We start from the raw sequence: 15,691 nt of genomic DNA on the forward strand, positions 1-15,691 counted from the left end.
CTTCCTTAAAACTAATTTCATTAGCAAAACCATTGGTAGCGATGCTAAAATACTTTACCTTTACCCCATGGAGATCTTAATTGGTATAGCGGCATTTCTGGCAGGATTGGTGGTGGCCTTCCTGATGTTGAAGGGGAAGCTGAACGCGTTGCAACAAACAGCTAACCAGGCGGCTGTGACGCAGGGGGTGCTGGAGGGCCAGGCCAGGGAAAAGGCGCGGGAACTGGAGCAGCTTAAAATGCAGTATCGGGAGGCCCAGACGGAAACCCTTGACCTGACCAACGCCCTTACGAAGGCAGAGACCGATTACGAGCACCTGAAGTCCCGCTTGCAGGAGCAGGGCCGAGAATTGGAGCAACTCCGGGAGAAGTTCCTGCAGCAGTTCCAGAGCATCTCCAACCAGGTGCTCATGACTAACGCCGAGCACTTCAACAAAGCCTCTTCCGAGAACCTGGAGCGTGTGCTGGCCCCTCTGAAGGAGCGCATCAAGGAGTTTGAAGTAAAAGTGGAGCAGACCTACGAGAAAACCTTAAAGGACAGTGTTTCATTAAAAGAGCAAATTACCCAGTTGGCTGCGCTGAACCAGCAAATGAGCCAGGACGCCATAAACCTGACGAAGGCACTGAAAGGCGAAAGCAAAACGCAGGGTAACTGGGGCGAGTACCTCCTGGAGAGTTTGCTGGAGAAATCCGGCTTACGAAAAGGGGTGCATTACGAACGCGAGGAAGTACGGCTGAACGACGAGAAGCAAGTATACCGCCCGGATGTGATTGTGAGATTGCCTGAGGGCAAACACCTGATTATCGACTCCAAGATGTCGCTGGTGGCGTATGAGGCTTTCTGCAGCTGTGAGGAGGAGCACCAGCAGGAAGTATACCTGCGCGGCCACATCAACTCGGTCCGCACCCACTTCTCCGATCTGAGCCGCAAGAGCTACCACCGCCTCAACGGCATCAACTCCCCGGATTTTGTGCTCATGTACATCCCCATCGAGCCGGCCTTTAACCTGGCTGTACAGCACGACCACGACCTGTTTACCGATGCCTTCGATAAGAACATTGTGCTGGTAACGACCTCTACCCTACTGGCCACACTCCGCACGGTGGCCGGTGTTTGGCGGCAGGAAGACCAGAAGCGTAACGTGCTGAAGATTGCCGAGGAAAGCGGTAAGCTTTACGACAAGTTTGTGAACTTTGTGGAAGACCTCAAAACCATTGGCCGGCACCTGGAAAGCAGCCAGACCTCCTACAACGCTGCTATGAACAAGCTCACAGAAGGCCGCGGCAATTTGATCCGTAGGGTTGAAATACTGCGCGAACTGGGTGCCAAAACGAGCAAGACGCTTGACGAACACCTTTTGCAGGAGGCACAGTTACCGGAGGAGGCTGAGTAGTAATATATTAGCTGCAGCCTTGTAAGATACCTGCCACATCTACTTTTGTTAGCGAAATATTCTCCCTGCTCTGCAGTATAAGCATATTATTTATTATATATTTGGATCTGCAGACCAGCCTTTTGTCTGGATAAATCCATTTGCACTAATTTTCCTACTATAAACAACTTAACCCCCTTTTATGATTAAAAGATTTACTCAGGCTTCCTTACTGGCATTATCGCTGATGGTGATGAGCTGTGCCACTATTGTAAATGGATCCAGGCAAACAGTTGATTTCTCAAGCCAGCCTGCCGGCGCCAAGGTAAGCATTAATGGAGCCGACCACGGTACCACGCCTACACAGGTTAGGCTGAAGCGCAACGCCAACATGCCGGGATCCCCTTCTGGCAGAGGATATTATGACGTGAAAATTGAATTGGATGGCTATTACCCTTACGAGGTGAAAGTAAAGCGCGAGTTTAACGGCTGGTTTATCGGCAACATCGTTATTGGTGGTTTGGTAGGCATAATCGTTGACGCAGCAACAGGTAGTATGTATAAACTATCTCCTGATCAGGTGATTGCGCAAATGGGTCGTCAGACGGCGGTGAACACTGACAATAAGGATGGTAACATTTTCATTGCGGTGACGCTAGATGTTGACCCAAGCTGGGAGAAAATCGGACAATTGGAGCGAAAATAGCAGCAGCTATGATTGGCAATAAAAGAAAAGCACCATCAGATAATGATGGTGCTTTTCTTTTGGTATGATGCTTCTAGAAGAATTTCAGAATATGTAATTATTGACTGTACAGGTGTCTACCGGTAATACATACTTATAAAGCTCTTCAGGGCTTACCAAAGCTTATTACTTACAATTCGGGGCGCCAGTAATCTCAAAAACTCTGTCCACTGCAAAATTAGCGTCTGTGGCTGCCTCTATTCCTCTCACTATGCCCGAAATCGTTACTCTGTAAGAACCATTCTCCAGGTTAAGTTTCAGTGGTTCGATCAGCCTTAGAACTGCCGCCTCTGCCTCCGGGTTTTTGCTGCCAAAGCCCGGGGTGTTAAGTTGCAGCACGTGGCTCATGGTCATGCCTTCTTTCAAGATATCCAGCGTATTACCTGCTTTACCAGCATTCGTGATATAAGGCAGCATGTACAGGTAAGGGTTTTCTTCGCCAGTGGCTATAGCATAGTCCTCTGCAGCGATGGGGAAAACGATTTCCTCCGAGGTTGCTTCATTGACCACCTTGACCGTCAGGTCCACCACTCTGTCGGCAGAAAGAGCAAAGTTATACTTGGTGCCCTTGTTGCTGTTGATGACAACTGCCTGGCTAGCAAGGTCAAAATTGATGCTGACCTCACGCGGTCCGCTTCCTTCAGCCGAGGAAGGTACAAAGTCCCAGGCAGTGCCAGCTTCTACAACACCGTTGCCAACAGGTACTGCGTTACCTTGAGTAGATAAAGTTCCTCCGTAAAAGAAGATGCATTTGACTGCATTAGCATTAACTGCGCCACTAACATCGCCATTTTTCGAGGTAAAATACGTTTTGGCTACTGCAGCGTTATACCTCCATTCACCGCCTTCTACAACAATTACATCTTGGGCATCGATGTTGATCATCACAGACTGGGCAGTTTGGGCAGACTTGGTATTGCCCACTTTGGCATCTTGTATGGCAGAAGTGGCAAAGCCATCCTGCTCCATGTCTTTTTCACATCCTCCCAGCAAAAACGCAGAGGCAAACATGGCCGAAATTAAAACGGAACTGCGGAAATACTTTTTCATATAGTTTATAAGGGTTAGGTTTTAATTCTAAAGCAAGGGTAAGCAAGAGCATTACAAAGTATAGGCACTCCAAGTCTTCAACAGCGCACCTCAGCAAGGTTGAGATATATCTGTCTGCCAAACACGCTCTGGTTATACTTCAAATATTTGTGTGAATCAAACAAATATACGTATCAATTATTATATAGATACATATTAATCTTTAATTATTTTAAACAGTTGGTAGTGCAGCTCTACTTCCAATTGCTATAGCAAAGCTGAAATAAGGCATCACTGAAAATCATCTCGGTTGTTGGATGTTCGGTACCAGTTTACTTATATTTATCCTTTGCTTAACCCGCAAAACCACACCTCAGACAAACCACCCATGAAAAAACTAATCTTTACCGGCCTTACTGCGGCGGTACTTCTCTCCTCCTGCTCCAGCCAGAAGACGGATACAGCCGGGACTGAACAAACTACAGCACTGACCGAAGTACAGCAGGAGGCGCAGGCCTTTTTGGATCAGTATTCCAAGAAGTATCAGGAGCTCTATACTAATTCTGCTGAGGCAGAGTGGAATTCCAATACCAAAATTGTAGAGGGAGATACCACCAACGCCGCTGCCACACGCCGCGCCAACGAGGCCTTCGCTGCCTTTACCGGAAGCGAGGAAAACATCGAAATGGTGCGCACCATGCTGGAGAAAAAAGACCAGCTAACGCCTCTGCAGGTGCAGCAGTTTGAGGCCATACTTTTTGCGGCCGCCAACAACCCGCAGATCATCCCGGATGTGGTTAAGGCGCGTATTAAGGCCGAGACAGAGCAGACTGAAAAGCTGTACGGCTTCGACTACCGCCTTTCCGGCAAATCAGTTAGCACCAACGACATCGACAATATCCTGAAATCAGAAAAGGATGTTAAAAAACGACTGGATGCCTGGAATGCCAGCAAGGAAGTGGGACCTGGTTTGCGCGAGGGGCTGCTGAACCTGCGCGAGCTGCGCAACAAAACGGTGCAAAGCCTCGGTTACGACGATTACTTTACCTACCAGGCCTCCGACTACGACATGACGCGTGAGGAAATGATGGAGCTGATGCAGCAGATAAACGAAGAGCTGCGTCCGCTTTATCGCGAACTGCATACGTATGCCCGTTATGAGCTTGCCAAAAAGTATGGCGTAAAGGAGGTGCCGGACTACCTGCCGGCGCACTGGGTGCCAAACCGCTGGGGTCAGGACTGGAGCTCGATGGTGGAGGTAGAAGGCATTGACCTGGACGCGGCGCTTAAGCCCAAAGGTGCCGAGTGGCAGGTGAAACAGGCGGAGCGCTTTTATACCAGCATGGGTTTTCCGGAACTGCCGCAATCCTTCTACACCAAATCGAGCCTCTACCCGCTGCCGCCAAATGCGGGGTATAAGAAAAACAACCACGCCTCGGCCTGGCACATGGACCTGGACAAAGACGTGCGCTGCCTGATGAGCGTGGAGCCCAACGCTGAATGGTATGAGACAACCCACCACGAACTGGGCCATATCTACTATTACATGACCTATACCAACCCGGACGTGCCACTGCTGCTGCGGGGCGGAGCTAACCGTGCTTACCACGAGGCTGTTGGTTCTTTGCTGGGGCTGGCGGCTATGCAGAAACCGTTTCTGGCAGAGCTGGATCTGATAGACGAGAACGTGCAGACCGACGAGGTGCAGGCCCTGCTGAAAGAGGCACTGAACTATGTGGTGTTCATTCCTTTCTCTTCGGGGGTGATGAGCGAGTGGGAGCATGATTTTTACGCCAAGAACCTGCCGGCAGACCAGCTGAACAAGCGTTGGTGGGAGCTGACGAAAAAGTACCAGGGCATCGTGCCGCCAGCTGACCGTGGTGAGAATTACCTGGATGCGGCCACCAAAACGCACATCAACGACGATGCGGCGCAGTACTATGATTACGCGATGAGCTATGTCATCTTGTTTCAGCTGCACGACCACATCGCCAAAAATATCCTCAAGCAAGACCCGCACACCACCAATTACTACGGCAGCAAAGAGGTGGGCAACTTTCTCCGCGACATCATGTACCCGGGCGCCTCGGCTAACTGGCGCCAGATGCTGAAAGAGACAACGGGCGAAGAGCTAAGCGCCCGCGCCATGGTGGCCTATTTCCAGCCGCTGATGGAATACCTGAAAGAGCAGAACAAAGGCAGAAAGTATACTTTGTAGGACCTAACAGTTCTATACTCTCAAAACTAAAAGCCGCAGCAGGATTGTCCTGTTGCGGCTTTTAGTTGATACCTGGTTTAGTCGTTTAAGGAATTGATGCCCTGTTCCTTTAGTTTTTCAAGATGGGCTTTCATCGCGTTCAATTGCTCTATTGGGTGCCCCTGCCAAGCGGTTACTTCGCCTACTACTCTGAATGGATGTTTCGAACGGTATGATTTAGTTGGGTTGCCCGGGAATTTCTTGTCGGTCAGGTCTGGATCGTCTTCTATTTCTCCGGTTGGCTCTACCAGGTAGATTCTTTCACGACCCGGGCCTGTAGCCAGCTCAGCACCCCAAATAGCAGCATCCAGGGTAGCGGTCAGGAAAATGTACCTGGCATTTTTCTGTTGCCCATAGTTAGAACTGTACCCCACCTCAATGAGGTCACCGACTTTGAGGTCCGCCTTCGTCCCATGGAAGTAGGTTTGCGCGAAAGGTGTCGCGGCTGGTGCGCCTAGTTCTTTTTCGATGTTGTTATGATCCATTTTTATACTACTCGTCATAATTTCTCGCTTCACTAATATAGTTATTTCCTGTAAATATCAGTTGGAATGGTAACTATTGGAAAAGAGAGGCAGCTACCACGCACAAGCTGTCAAGTAGGTGCAAACAAAGCGTACACCTTTTTTAATTAGTGCCTCTGAGGATGATGACAACCTTGCTCCTCTTCTTGCAAAGTATAAGTGCCGTACCGTAACTTTAGTAGCTGTAACACATATAAATAGCTGTTTACCATTTCAAGTATAAACCGAATGCCATGAAGAAGAAACTTGTGGTGCTAACAGGCGCGGGTATCAGTGCGGAGAGCGGTATCGCAACCTTCCGCGACGCCAACGGCCTCTGGGAAGGACACGACGTGATGGAAGTAGCCTCGCCGCAGGGCTGGCAAAAGAACCAGGAGCTGGTGCTGGATTTCTATAACCAGCGTCGGAAAAATGCCCACACCGTTAAACCAAACGCGGCGCATGAGGCCCTGGCCGATCTGGAGAAAGATTTCGACGTGCTTATCATCACCCAGAACGTGGACGACCTGCACGAGCGCGCCGGTTCTACGAACATCATTCACCTGCACGGCAAGCTTTTCGAAAGCCGCAGCACCCTGGATCCCAGCCTTGTGTATCCCATCGAAGGCTGGGAATTGAAAAAGGGCGACAAGTGTGAGCGCGGGTCTCAACTGAGGCCAAACATTGTCTGGTTCGGAGAGGCAGTGCCCATGATGGAAAAAGCGATTGAAGAAACCCTGCAGGCTGATATTTTTCTGGTAGTTGGTACCTCGCTGGTGGTATACCCTGCCGCTGGCCTGGTGGATTACGTGGATGAAGGTGTGCCGATATTTGTGGTAGACCCTCATTTGCCTTACATGCGTGAACGGCCCAATCTGCACCGCTACGAAGAAAAGGCCAGCACCGGCATGCAGAAAATTGCTGCCTTGCTGCGTGAAAAGTATACTTAAGACGGTAATCCCGAAGAATTACAGCCCTGCCAGTGTAAAGCTGGCAGGGCTTTTTTATGCAGCTGAATTATTGAGAACTGTTAAATTTGTTTTTTAGACAAATCTAAAAGTATAGTTTTGCGTTTCAAACTATAGCTCTTAAAGATCCTAGACTATGAGAAATGCATTACTCCTGTTATTCCTGCTCCTGGCCTCCACTGTTCTTGCCCAGACAGGTGCTATCACCGGTAAAGTATCGGCAAACGAGAGGCCTGTCCCCTATGCCACGGTGATGCTGGTAAACACCAGGTATGGCACTTCAACCGATTTGGAAGGAAAGTATAGGTTGGAGAACATACCTGCCGGAACGTATGACCTTATAGTCTCAGCTATAGGTTACCGAAAGGTCCAACGCGCTGTGCAGGTATCTGACGGGGCTCCGGTTACGCTGGACATCCTCCTTCAGACGGCAGACGCCACGCTAAACGAGGTGGTGGTGACCGGCACGCGCACGGAGCGCCGGAGGTTGGAAAGTCCCGTGGCCGTGAATGTGCTCGACAGCCGTACCTTTAACCTGACGCAATCCAATACGCTGGCTGAAGGGCTCTGCTTTCAACCGGGCCTGCGTATGGAGACAGATTGCCAGACCTGCAACTACACCCAGCTACGCATGAACGGCCTGGGGGGCTCCTACTCCCAGATACTGGTCAACAGCCGCCCGATTTTCACCTCACTTATGAGTTTGTATGGCCTGGAGCAAATTCCGGCCAATATGATTGACCGTGTGGAAGTGGTTCGTGGGGGCGGCTCGGTGCTCTACGGCTCCAGCGCCATCGCCGGCACGGTGAACATCATCACCAAAGAGCCTAAGGAAAGCACCTACACCCTTTCCACCAACTCCTCCCTGATCGACGGCACCGCCTGGGACCACTTTCTCAACGCAAACGTGAATGCCGTGAACGAGGAGCAAAACGCCGGTGTCTCCTTCTTCGCCTCGCACCGCGACCGGGAAGCCTATGATGCGAACGGGGATGGGTTCTCAGAAATATCCCAGCTCAAGAACAACTCCTTTGGCTTTAACGCCTTCTTTAAACCCTCTGAACGGGACCAGGTAAACGTAAACGGCTGGAGCATTTACGAAGAACGGAAAGGCGGCAACAAGCTGGACAAACCTGCCGACCAGGCCGACCAGGCAGAATATCGCCTACACAATATCCTGGTAGGTGGCTTTAACTGGGATCGTCGCCTGAGTGACCGATCTTCCATCAGTGTCTACGGCTCGGGGCAGAACACCAAACGTACGCACTACACGGGTATAGATCAGTCAGATGGATGGGGTGAAACCAAGAGCAACACGCTGCAGGGAGGGCTTCAGTATAACTATACTTCCACCTTGCTGGGAGGCAGCAATACCTTCACCTCCGGCTTGGAGCACCAATACGATGATACCTTTGATGAGGTTGAGGCCTACGGTTACCTGATAGACCAGGAGAATAACCTGACGGGTTTATACTTGCAGAGCGACTGGGAGGTAAGTCCTGCCCTGACCATACTTTCCGGGGTGCGGGCAAACAAACACAATAGGGTTAGCAACATCATCTTAACACCGCGCCTTAGCGCCCTTTACAAAATCGGAAGCACCACGCAGCTGCGCGCTTCCTATGCCCGTGGCTTTAAAGCGCCCCAGGCTTTTGAAACGGACCTGCACATTGCCTTCGCCGGAGGCGGCATTTCCCTGATACAACTCGACCCGGAGTTAAGAGAGGAAACGTCCAACGCCTTTAACGCCTCGCTGGATTTTAACAAGCCCGGTGAGTTTATGATCTATGGTTTTACGGTGGATGCCTTCTATACCCGCCTGCAAAATGCATTTATACTGGAGGAAATCGGCACCGATGCGCTCGGTAACCAGCAACTCCTCCGCCGGAACGGAAGCCACTCCACGGTGAAGGGCATCACACTTGAGGGCCGCCTCAACTATGACCAGAAGCTCCAGCTGGAAAGCGGCCTGACCCTGCAGCGCTCTACCTTTGATGCACCCGTGGCCTGGTCTTCGGAGCTGCAAGGCACCCGCGATTATCTCCGTACCCCGAATGTGTACGGGTACTATGTGCTCACGCTCTTGCCGCAAAGCCGCTTCACCACTGCCTTTAGCGGTGTGCTGACAGGCCCGATGCAGGTACCCCACTTCGGCGGAGCGCCCGGCGTGGTGGAAGACGAGCTTTATACTTCCCCCACCTTTTTTGAAAACAACCTGAAACTGGCCTACCGCTTCACCCTCCGAAGTATAAAGCAGGACCTGCAGCTAAGCGCCGGGGTGCAGAACATGTTCAACGCCTACCAAAATGACTTCGATACTGGCCCCTACCGCGACAGCAACTATGTCTATGGCCCGGCGCGGCCACGTACCTTCTACTTCGGGCTCAAGTTTGGGTTGATGTAAGCTAAAAGTATATGACTTCTGTTGGGATCAATCAACCTTGTCCCTCCCAAAAGGGGATCTCTGAACGATTGACATCCCTTAAACCTGTGCCTTATATATGAGATTGGATTTGTAATAAGACTTGGCCGGAGGCCCAACTATAGCCGGTCACGAGCGTGGACACTCGCGCCATAAAAAGTGAGTTCATTAGCATTAAAGAGCCTTGCTGCTTCAAGTTTTCAACTGGCGAAAGTATAAATGGCAGCTCTTTTAAGCCAAAAGCTTGCGGCTATGGTTAACCACGAGCTGAAAGCTCGCTGGAGAAGAAGTAGGTTATACTTGTGTCCTAATGGTAGGCTTCGGCAGCAGGGGATTTATACTTTGGTTTACCTATATTATAAAACTCTCGTACTGTGTGGAGTAATAACCACACGTATAGCATATGGCCTTTTTCAAAGACAGAATTCTGGCTACACATGATACCTGGAGCCTGACCATTTTGCGCATCTTTCTAGGGCTGATGATGTGGCCGCACGGGGCTCAGAAATTGTTAGGCTGGTTCGGAGGGGCCGGGCCAGCTGCTTTTATGCAGTCTTTCGAGAAAGTATCCGGCTTACCGGGCTGGCTGGGTTGGCTTGTGATTATCATCGAGGCCGTGGGCTCCATCTGCTTGTTACTTGGTTTTTGGGTGCGCCTGTGGGGGCTTGCCTTTATCGGGCTTTTTGTGGGGATTATACTTGCTATACACCTACCCTACGGCTTCTTCATGAACTGGGGCGGCAACCAGGCTGGTGAGGGGTACGAGTACCACCTGCTGGTCATAGGCATGGCCTGGGCACTCGCAGTTGGCGGTGCCGGCAAGCTCAGCATCGATCAAACCATGGCCAATCAGGAAAGAAGGTTTTGAAAGTTAAAGAGTTTGGGAGTTAGAGAGTTTAGGAGTTAGAAAGTTAGAGAGTTAGAAAGTTTAGGAGTATAAAAATCTATTAACTATTAACTATTAACTAAACCTTCCCCAGCAGCCTGGCTACGTACTTGCCGATGATGTCGAACTCCAGGTTTACGGTGGTGCCGGGCTTTACGGCGTGTAGGTTGGTGTGCTCGTAGGTATAGGGAATGATGGCTACCGAGAAGCGGTCCTCCTGCGAATTTACAACCGTCAGGCTGATGCCGTTCACGCAAATAGAGCCCTTCTCCACGGTTACATTGCCCTTGCTGGCATCATAGCGGAAGGTAAAAAGCCAGCTGCCGTTTTCGTCTTTTACCTCCTCGCATACCGCTGTTTGGTCCACGTGACCTTGTACCACGTGCCCGTCAAAGCGGCCGTTGGCCAGCATGCAACGCTCCAGGTTCACCACATCCCCAATTTGCAGCTCGTTCAGGTTCGTTTTCTTCAGCGTCTCGTCGATGGCCGTTACCGTGTACGCATCCCCGTCTATACGTACCACCGTCAGGCAGACGCCGTTGTGCGCTACACTCTGGTCTATCTTCAGCTCGTGCGTGAAGGGGCTGGTAAGGGTAAAGTGCTTGTTGGTGTTCTCCTGCCGGATATCGGTTACGCGCCCTAGCGCCTCTATGATGCCTGTAAACATAGTCTCGGGTTGAAGTATGAAAGTATAAACCGTGCCTTTGCTAAAGCAAGTGCGCGGGAGTTTTGTTTACCAAAATTAGCAGGTTTCTTGCTATGGCAGGAAGCCAGGGCAAATTAAAAGCGAGAAAAAGGCAGAATACCGGGATTAATTGCCCCCGGATGCTTATTTTCGCAAACCTCCCCTCCCAAGGGGCAGTAAAGTTACAGTAAGGACCTCACAGTTTTAAAGATCATGCAAACCGACACGTACAGACACAAAGGCATGCGCCGGGCTTTGGTAAAACAACTGCGCGACAAAGGCATCCGCGATGCGCGCGTGCTGGCTGCCATCGAAACTGTACCGCGTCATTTCTTCTTCGACAAAGCTTTTCTGGAGCAGGCCTACCAGGACAAGGCCTTCCCGATTGGCGAGGGACAAACCATTTCCCAGCCCTATACCGTGGCTTTCCAGTCAGAGCTGCTGCGCCTTCGGCCAACCGACAAAGTGCTCGAGATTGGCACCGGTTCGGGCTACCAATGCACCGTATTGCTCCAGATTACACCCAACGTGTATACGATAGAGTATAACCGCCCGCTCTACGAGAAGGCCCGCCTGTTTTTCCGCAAGCATAACCTGAAGCCTCATACCTTTCATGGCGATGGCTCCCAGGGCCTCCCTGCTTATGCCCCGTATGATAAAATTATCGTGACAGCCGGTGCGCCCATCGTACCGAAAGAGTTGTTGCGCCAGCTAAGTATAGGCGGCATCCTGGTGATTCCGGTTGGCGACGAGAAATTGCAGAAGATGCTGCGCATTACGCGCGTGGAGGAAAACGAATTCACCAAAGAAGAGTTCAGCGACTTCAAGTTCGTGCCTCTGTTAGGCCGATCCGGTTGGAGTGGCGCAGAATAGCCAATCCGAAGTATAATTTTATCCTTTGCGGCAGGCAGCGTATCTTTGCGCCGATCATACAACAATCTGGAATGCGTAAACAAAAGAAAGTATCTGATTCCTATGTCATCATGACGGAGCTGGTGCTCCCCAACGACACCAACACCCTGCACAACCTGATGGGTGGTCGCATGATGCACTGGATGGACATTGTATCGGCTATTGCGGCGCAAAAGCACTCAAACCGCATTGTGGTAACTGCCTCTGTCGACAATGTTTCGTTTGCTGAGAGTATAAAACTAGGCAACGTGGTGACGCTTGAAGCCAAAGTTACCCGTGCCTTTAACTCCTCTATGGAGGTGCACATTGTAGTGTACGCCGAGGATATCCCGAGCGGCAAGAAAGCCATGTCCAACCAGGCCTTCTTCACCTTTGTGGCGGTAGACCAACTGGGCAACCCAATTGATGTGCCGGAGGCTATTCCGGAAACGGAGGAAGAAATCAGGTTGTATAACGATGCCCTGCGCCGTCGCCAACTGCGCCTGGTGCTGGCTGGCCGCATGAAGCCACGCGAGGCTACCGAGCTTCGCTCCCTTTTTGACATCAAAGAAGACGAGAAAAATTAAGTATAGATGACTAAGCTACAGGCCGATATCAGCCACGAGTTTCTGAAGAACTTTATCACTGAAACCATTTATGTGGTGGAGGGAGATATGGCTGCGCCTGTACCCGAATCAGTTCCAGAGGAAGTGGACGCCACTTCCCCGGCTACCGTAGCTGCTCCCACACCAACTATAGCACCTGAGCCTGCGCCTGTAAAGCAGGGCGTGCACGAGCTGCCCCGGATTCCTAAAAAAGAGCCGGTGGCTGAGCCGCAAAAGTATAAAGTTACCGGCCAGAACGGGAAAGGCGTGGTGGTACTGGTGACGCTTCCTGAAAACGAGTTTGTACAGCTGCCGCAGTTGCAGTTCCTGCAGAAGATACTCGCGGCCATTGGCTTGCAGCCATCGGATGTAGCCTACGTCAACAACGTATCCGGTGAAATTGCCCTGTTTGAGGACTTGCAAAAACAGCTACAGGTTAACTACATCATCAGCTTTGCCAGCCGCATCGAAACTTCGCTCCCGCACGAGCGCTTTACACTTTATAACCCGGTTACCGTTGGCAATGTGCCGGTGGTATTCTCGCAGGCGCTGAACATGCTGGAGCATAACGTAGAGCATAAGAAACTGCTGTGGGGAGCCCTGCAAAGGGCTTTCGGATTGGTATAGCAAGTATAAATCCAGGTTGCAGACCTAAGGTTAAAGTATAAAAAGAGCGGCCTCCAAAACAGGAGGCCGCCCTTTTTATACTTGGTTTATACTTTGCTTTGGCTTAGTTCTGCCCCAGAAGCAATGACTCCAGTTTTTGCTCCAGCTCCTCGCCACGTAGCCCTTTTGCAATGATCTTTCCTTCCGGATCGAGCAGCACTGTTTGCGGGATAGCGGTTACGTTGTACAGTCCGGCGGCGGCACTCTCCCACCCTTTCAGGTCCGATACCTGCGGCCAAGTCAGTTTGTCTTTCTCAATAGCTGCCAGCCATTTCTCCTCTGACTGATCCAGCGAAACGCCGAAGATTTCAAAGCCTTTGCCTTTGTCTTTCAGCTTGTTATACATGCGCACAACGTTGGGGTTCTCCTTGCGGCACGGACCGCACCAGCTTGCCCAGAAGTCGATCAGCACATACTTACCCCGTAGCGAAGAGAGGGATTTTGTACTTCCGTCCGGACTTGGCAGTGTGATGTCAGGCGCCATTTGGCCGATAGCGGTGCTGCGGTGCGGCTGCAGGCGCTCGTTTACCAGGGTGGTATACTTTGAGTTCGGGATATGCTGGTTGTAGAGGTTAGCCATGCTGTCGGCAAAGGCAAAATCATTTACCGGATCTATCAAGCTGGCTGTGCCGAAAGCGGATACTACTGATTTCGGGTGCTTTGCCAGGAACTCCTTGATCTGGTTTTGCAGCCTGAAGTACTCGCTTCTGAGGCGTTCTGCCTCCTCATTGTTGCCCTCCTGCATGGCCTTCGCGAAATCCTGCTCCAGCCCTGCCTGCTGCTGACGGGTGTCGTTCACCAGCTTGTTCAGCTCCAGAAACAACTTCGACTCTTCCGAGCCTTCCACCTTGGCTGTCCCGTTCAGGTCGCTGGCATCGGCCTCTACTTCAATCTTGCCCTCTTCCAGCACCAGCATCACCCCGTTCTGCTGGTCCAGCGCGATACGGTAAAAGGTCGGCTCCTGCACTTTCCCTGTAAAGGAAAAAGTACCTTCTGCGCTCAGTTCGGCGGTGTCGCGGGGTTCGAAGCTACGCTCACCCAGCTCAAACAGGTAAATCTGGCCGGGAGTTGCGTTGCTGAGCTTGCCCTGGATAGTATAGCTGTTCTCGCCGTTGGTGGCGGGCTTGTTACCCTGGCAGCTTGCAAGTATGGCAGCAGCGGAGACCGCAACTACAATAGACTTTAGGTTCTTATGCAGCATGTCTATGCGTTTAGTTTCTCTCTTAATATCTGGTTGGTTACTTTCGGATCGGCCTTGCCTTTGGTTTTCTTCATGATTTCGCCCATGAACATGCCTATCAGCGACTGTTTGCCGGCCTTGTATTCGGCTACCTTGGCTGGGTTCTCATCCAGTACTTCCTGCACTAGCTGCCCTAGTTCGTCAGAGTTTGACTCCTGCAGCAGGTTTTGCTCCTCGGCCACGCGCTGTGCAGTGTACTCCGGATGCTCCAGCAGGTAGGGGAAGATCTTCTTGGCCGCCACCGAATGGCTTACCTTGTTCTCATCTACTAAAGCAATTAACTGGGCAATTTGTTCCGGCTTCAGCGGGAAGTCCTTGATGTGCAGTTGCAGCTCGTTAAGGTAAGATTTTACCGGGCCCATCACCCAGTTAGAAGCAGCCTTGTAATTCTGTGTATGCTTGGCGAGCTCTTCAAAGTATAAAGCGATTTCCTTGGCATCGGTCAGAACGGCTGCGTCATACTCCGGCAGGCCCAGCTTCTCTACAAAGTTCTTGTAAAGCTCCTGTGGCAGGCTAAGCATGGCAGCTTTCACAGACTCCAGCCACTCCTGCTCGATTATCAATGGCGGCAGGTCCGGCTCCGGGAAGTAGCGGTAATCGTTCAGCGTTTCCTTTGAGCGCATGGCCGTGGTAGTTCCGGTGTTGGCATCGAAGTTACGCGTCTCGCCCTCTACTTTGCCGCCATTCTCCAGCACCATAATCTGGCGCTCGATCTCGTGTTCAATGGCGCGCTGCACGTTGCGGAAGGAGTTCATGTTCTTCACCTCCACCTTGGTACCCCACAGCGAGGAGCCTTTCAGCATCACCGAAATATTGGCGTCGCAGCGCAGCGAGCCCTCTTCCATGTTGCCGTCGCAAATTTCCAGGTATTTCACCAGGCGCTTGATCTCGGTCAGGTAGTTGTAGGCTTCCTCAGAGTCGCGGATATCCGGCTCGGATACGATCTCAATCAAAGGAACTCCGGCGCGGTTAAAGTCCACCAGTGTTTCCACCTCTCCTGGCAAGTGCATCGATTTACCGGCATCTTCCTCCATGTGGATGCGCGTGATACCGATTTTCTTTTCGTTACCCTCCGCATCTTTGATCAGGATATGGCCGTGCGTACAGATAGGCGTTTTATCCTGCGTGATCTGATAGCCTTTCGGAAGGTCCGGGTAGAAATAGTTCTTGCGGGCGTACACGTTGTGCTTGGTGATCTCACTGTTTGTGGCCAGACCCATTTTCACGGCCATCTCCACCACACGCTTGTTCACGCGCGGCAAAGTACCCGGGTGGCCCAGCGTAATTGCGCTCAGGTTGGTATTGGGCAGCATGCCATACTCTGTTGAGTCGGAGGAGTAGGCTTTGCTATCAGTGAGCAGCTGTGCGTGTACCTCTAAACCAATAATGGCTTGGTATTTATCTCTTATCGCTTTATCCATT

Annotated in this window: 14 protein-coding genes; 9 read left to right on the forward strand and 5 right to left on the reverse strand. The window is 51.3% G+C overall.

The window, feature by feature from the left end; all coding sequences use genetic code 11:
- Positions 1–67: 67 nt before the first annotated feature.
- Positions 68–1,393 carry a DNA recombination protein RmuC gene (locus C8N40_RS08195; RefSeq protein ID WP_108211289.1) on the forward strand — a complete coding sequence of 442 codons (1,326 nt, stop codon included), beginning with the start codon at positions 68–70 and terminating at the stop codon, positions 1,391–1,393.
- Between the two features lie 226 nt (positions 1,394–1,619).
- Entirely contained in the window at positions 1,620–2,078 is a 459-nt protein-coding gene (locus C8N40_RS08200; RefSeq protein WP_211318060.1) for a PEGA domain-containing protein, read from the forward strand.
- A 165-nt stretch (positions 2,079–2,243) separates the two neighbouring features.
- On the opposite strand, the gene C8N40_RS08205 is transcribed toward C8N40_RS08200, so the two are convergent.
- Positions 2,244–3,167 (reverse strand): hypothetical protein, encoded by a 924-nt coding sequence (locus tag C8N40_RS08205; protein ID WP_108211291.1) that lies wholly within the window; start codon positions 3,165–3,167, stop codon positions 2,244–2,246.
- Positions 3,168–3,534: 367 nt separating this feature from the next.
- On the opposite strand from C8N40_RS08205, the gene C8N40_RS08210 reads away from it, so the two are divergent.
- Positions 3,535–5,364 (forward strand): M2 family metallopeptidase, encoded by a 1,830-nt coding sequence (locus C8N40_RS08210; RefSeq protein ID WP_108211408.1) that lies wholly within the window; start codon positions 3,535–3,537, stop codon positions 5,362–5,364.
- Between the two features lie 77 nt (positions 5,365–5,441).
- On the opposite strand, the gene arr is transcribed toward C8N40_RS08210, so the two are convergent.
- Positions 5,442–5,888, reverse strand: coding sequence for an NAD(+)--rifampin ADP-ribosyltransferase (gene arr / locus C8N40_RS08215; protein ID WP_108211292.1), 447 nt, complete (start codon positions 5,886–5,888; stop codon positions 5,442–5,444).
- Between the two features lie 272 nt (positions 5,889–6,160).
- Between arr and C8N40_RS08220 the strand changes: the two genes are divergently transcribed.
- From C8N40_RS08220 to C8N40_RS08230, 3 genes are all read left to right on the forward strand, one after another.
- Positions 6,161–6,856: an SIR2 family NAD-dependent protein deacylase gene (locus tag C8N40_RS08220; RefSeq protein ID WP_108211293.1), complete on the forward strand. Its 696-nt coding sequence runs from the start codon at positions 6,161–6,163 to the stop codon at positions 6,854–6,856.
- 154 nt (positions 6,857–7,010) lie between these two features.
- On the forward strand, positions 7,011–9,278 hold the full coding sequence (locus tag C8N40_RS08225; protein ID WP_108211294.1) for a TonB-dependent receptor: 2,268 nt from the start codon (positions 7,011–7,013) through the stop codon (positions 9,276–9,278).
- 421 nt (positions 9,279–9,699) lie between these two features.
- Positions 9,700–10,164, forward strand: coding sequence for a DoxX family protein (locus C8N40_RS08230; RefSeq protein WP_108211295.1), 465 nt, complete (start codon positions 9,700–9,702; stop codon positions 10,162–10,164).
- A 97-nt stretch (positions 10,165–10,261) separates the two neighbouring features.
- Here the strand turns inward: C8N40_RS08230 and C8N40_RS08235 are convergent, their stop codons facing one another.
- Positions 10,262–10,849, reverse strand: coding sequence for a riboflavin synthase (locus C8N40_RS08235; protein ID WP_108211296.1), 588 nt, complete (start codon positions 10,847–10,849; stop codon positions 10,262–10,264).
- A gap of 231 nt (positions 10,850–11,080) precedes the next feature.
- On the opposite strand from C8N40_RS08235, the gene C8N40_RS08240 reads away from it, so the two are divergent.
- From C8N40_RS08240 to C8N40_RS08250, 3 genes are all read left to right on the forward strand, one after another.
- Complete coding sequence (locus tag C8N40_RS08240) at positions 11,081–11,740, forward strand: protein-L-isoaspartate(D-aspartate) O-methyltransferase (RefSeq protein WP_108211297.1); 660 nt, start codon at positions 11,081–11,083, stop codon at positions 11,738–11,740.
- Positions 11,741–11,811: 71 nt separating this feature from the next.
- Entirely contained in the window at positions 11,812–12,345 is a 534-nt protein-coding gene (locus tag C8N40_RS08245; RefSeq protein WP_108211298.1) for an acyl-CoA thioesterase, read from the forward strand.
- A gap of 6 nt (positions 12,346–12,351) precedes the next feature.
- The gene (locus C8N40_RS08250) at positions 12,352–12,990 is read left to right on the forward strand and encodes a hypothetical protein (protein WP_108211299.1); all 639 of its coding nucleotides are present in this window, start codon (positions 12,352–12,354) and stop codon (positions 12,988–12,990) included.
- Positions 12,991–13,093: 103 nt separating this feature from the next.
- On the opposite strand, the gene C8N40_RS08255 is transcribed toward C8N40_RS08250, so the two are convergent.
- Complete coding sequence (locus C8N40_RS08255; protein ID WP_108211300.1) at positions 13,094–14,230, reverse strand: TlpA disulfide reductase family protein; 1,137 nt, start codon at positions 14,228–14,230, stop codon at positions 13,094–13,096.
- A gap of 2 nt (positions 14,231–14,232) precedes the next feature.
- Positions 14,233–15,690, reverse strand: a complete 1,458-nt coding sequence (gatB, locus tag C8N40_RS08260) for an Asp-tRNA(Asn)/Glu-tRNA(Gln) amidotransferase subunit GatB (RefSeq protein ID WP_108211301.1) — start codon at positions 15,688–15,690, stop codon at positions 14,233–14,235.
- Between the last annotated feature and the right edge of the window lies 1 nt (position 15,691).

The organism is Pontibacter mucosus, from assembly GCF_003054055.1.
GTDB classification, from domain to species: Bacteria; Bacteroidota; Bacteroidia; order Cytophagales; family Hymenobacteraceae; genus Pontibacter; species Pontibacter mucosus.

Bases quoted from the DNA above. Each gene is read 5' to 3' on its own strand.
- C8N40_RS08240 (WP_108211297.1), top strand. From the start codon at position 11,081: ATGCAAACCGACACGTACAGACACAAAGGCATGCGCCGGGCTTTGGTA.
- C8N40_RS08200 (WP_211318060.1), top strand. From the start codon at position 1,620: ATGGTGATGAGCTGTGCCACTATTGTAAATGGATCCAGGCAAACAGTT.
- C8N40_RS08255 (WP_108211300.1), bottom strand. From the start codon at position 14,230: ATGCTGCATAAGAACCTAAAGTCTATTGTAGTTGCGGTCTCCGCTGCT.
- C8N40_RS08195 (WP_108211289.1), top strand. From the start codon at position 68: ATGGAGATCTTAATTGGTATAGCGGCATTTCTGGCAGGATTGGTGGTG.
- arr (WP_108211292.1), bottom strand. From the start codon at position 5,888: ATGGATCATAACAACATCGAAAAAGAACTAGGCGCACCAGCCGCGACA.
- gatB (WP_108211301.1), bottom strand. From the start codon at position 15,690: ATGGATAAAGCGATAAGAGATAAATACCAAGCCATTATTGGTTTAGAG.
- C8N40_RS08250 (WP_108211299.1), top strand. From the start codon at position 12,352: ATGACTAAGCTACAGGCCGATATCAGCCACGAGTTTCTGAAGAACTTT.
- C8N40_RS08235 (WP_108211296.1), bottom strand. From the start codon at position 10,849: ATGTTTACAGGCATCATAGAGGCGCTAGGGCGCGTAACCGATATCCGG.
- C8N40_RS08245 (WP_108211298.1), top strand. From the start codon at position 11,812: ATGCGTAAACAAAAGAAAGTATCTGATTCCTATGTCATCATGACGGAG.
- C8N40_RS08225 (WP_108211294.1), top strand. From the start codon at position 7,011: ATGAGAAATGCATTACTCCTGTTATTCCTGCTCCTGGCCTCCACTGTT.
- C8N40_RS08205 (WP_108211291.1), bottom strand. From the start codon at position 3,167: ATGAAAAAGTATTTCCGCAGTTCCGTTTTAATTTCGGCCATGTTTGCC.
- C8N40_RS08210 (WP_108211408.1), top strand. From the start codon at position 3,535: ATGAAAAAACTAATCTTTACCGGCCTTACTGCGGCGGTACTTCTCTCC.
- C8N40_RS08220 (WP_108211293.1), top strand. From the start codon at position 6,161: ATGAAGAAGAAACTTGTGGTGCTAACAGGCGCGGGTATCAGTGCGGAG.
- C8N40_RS08230 (WP_108211295.1), top strand. From the start codon at position 9,700: ATGGCCTTTTTCAAAGACAGAATTCTGGCTACACATGATACCTGGAGC.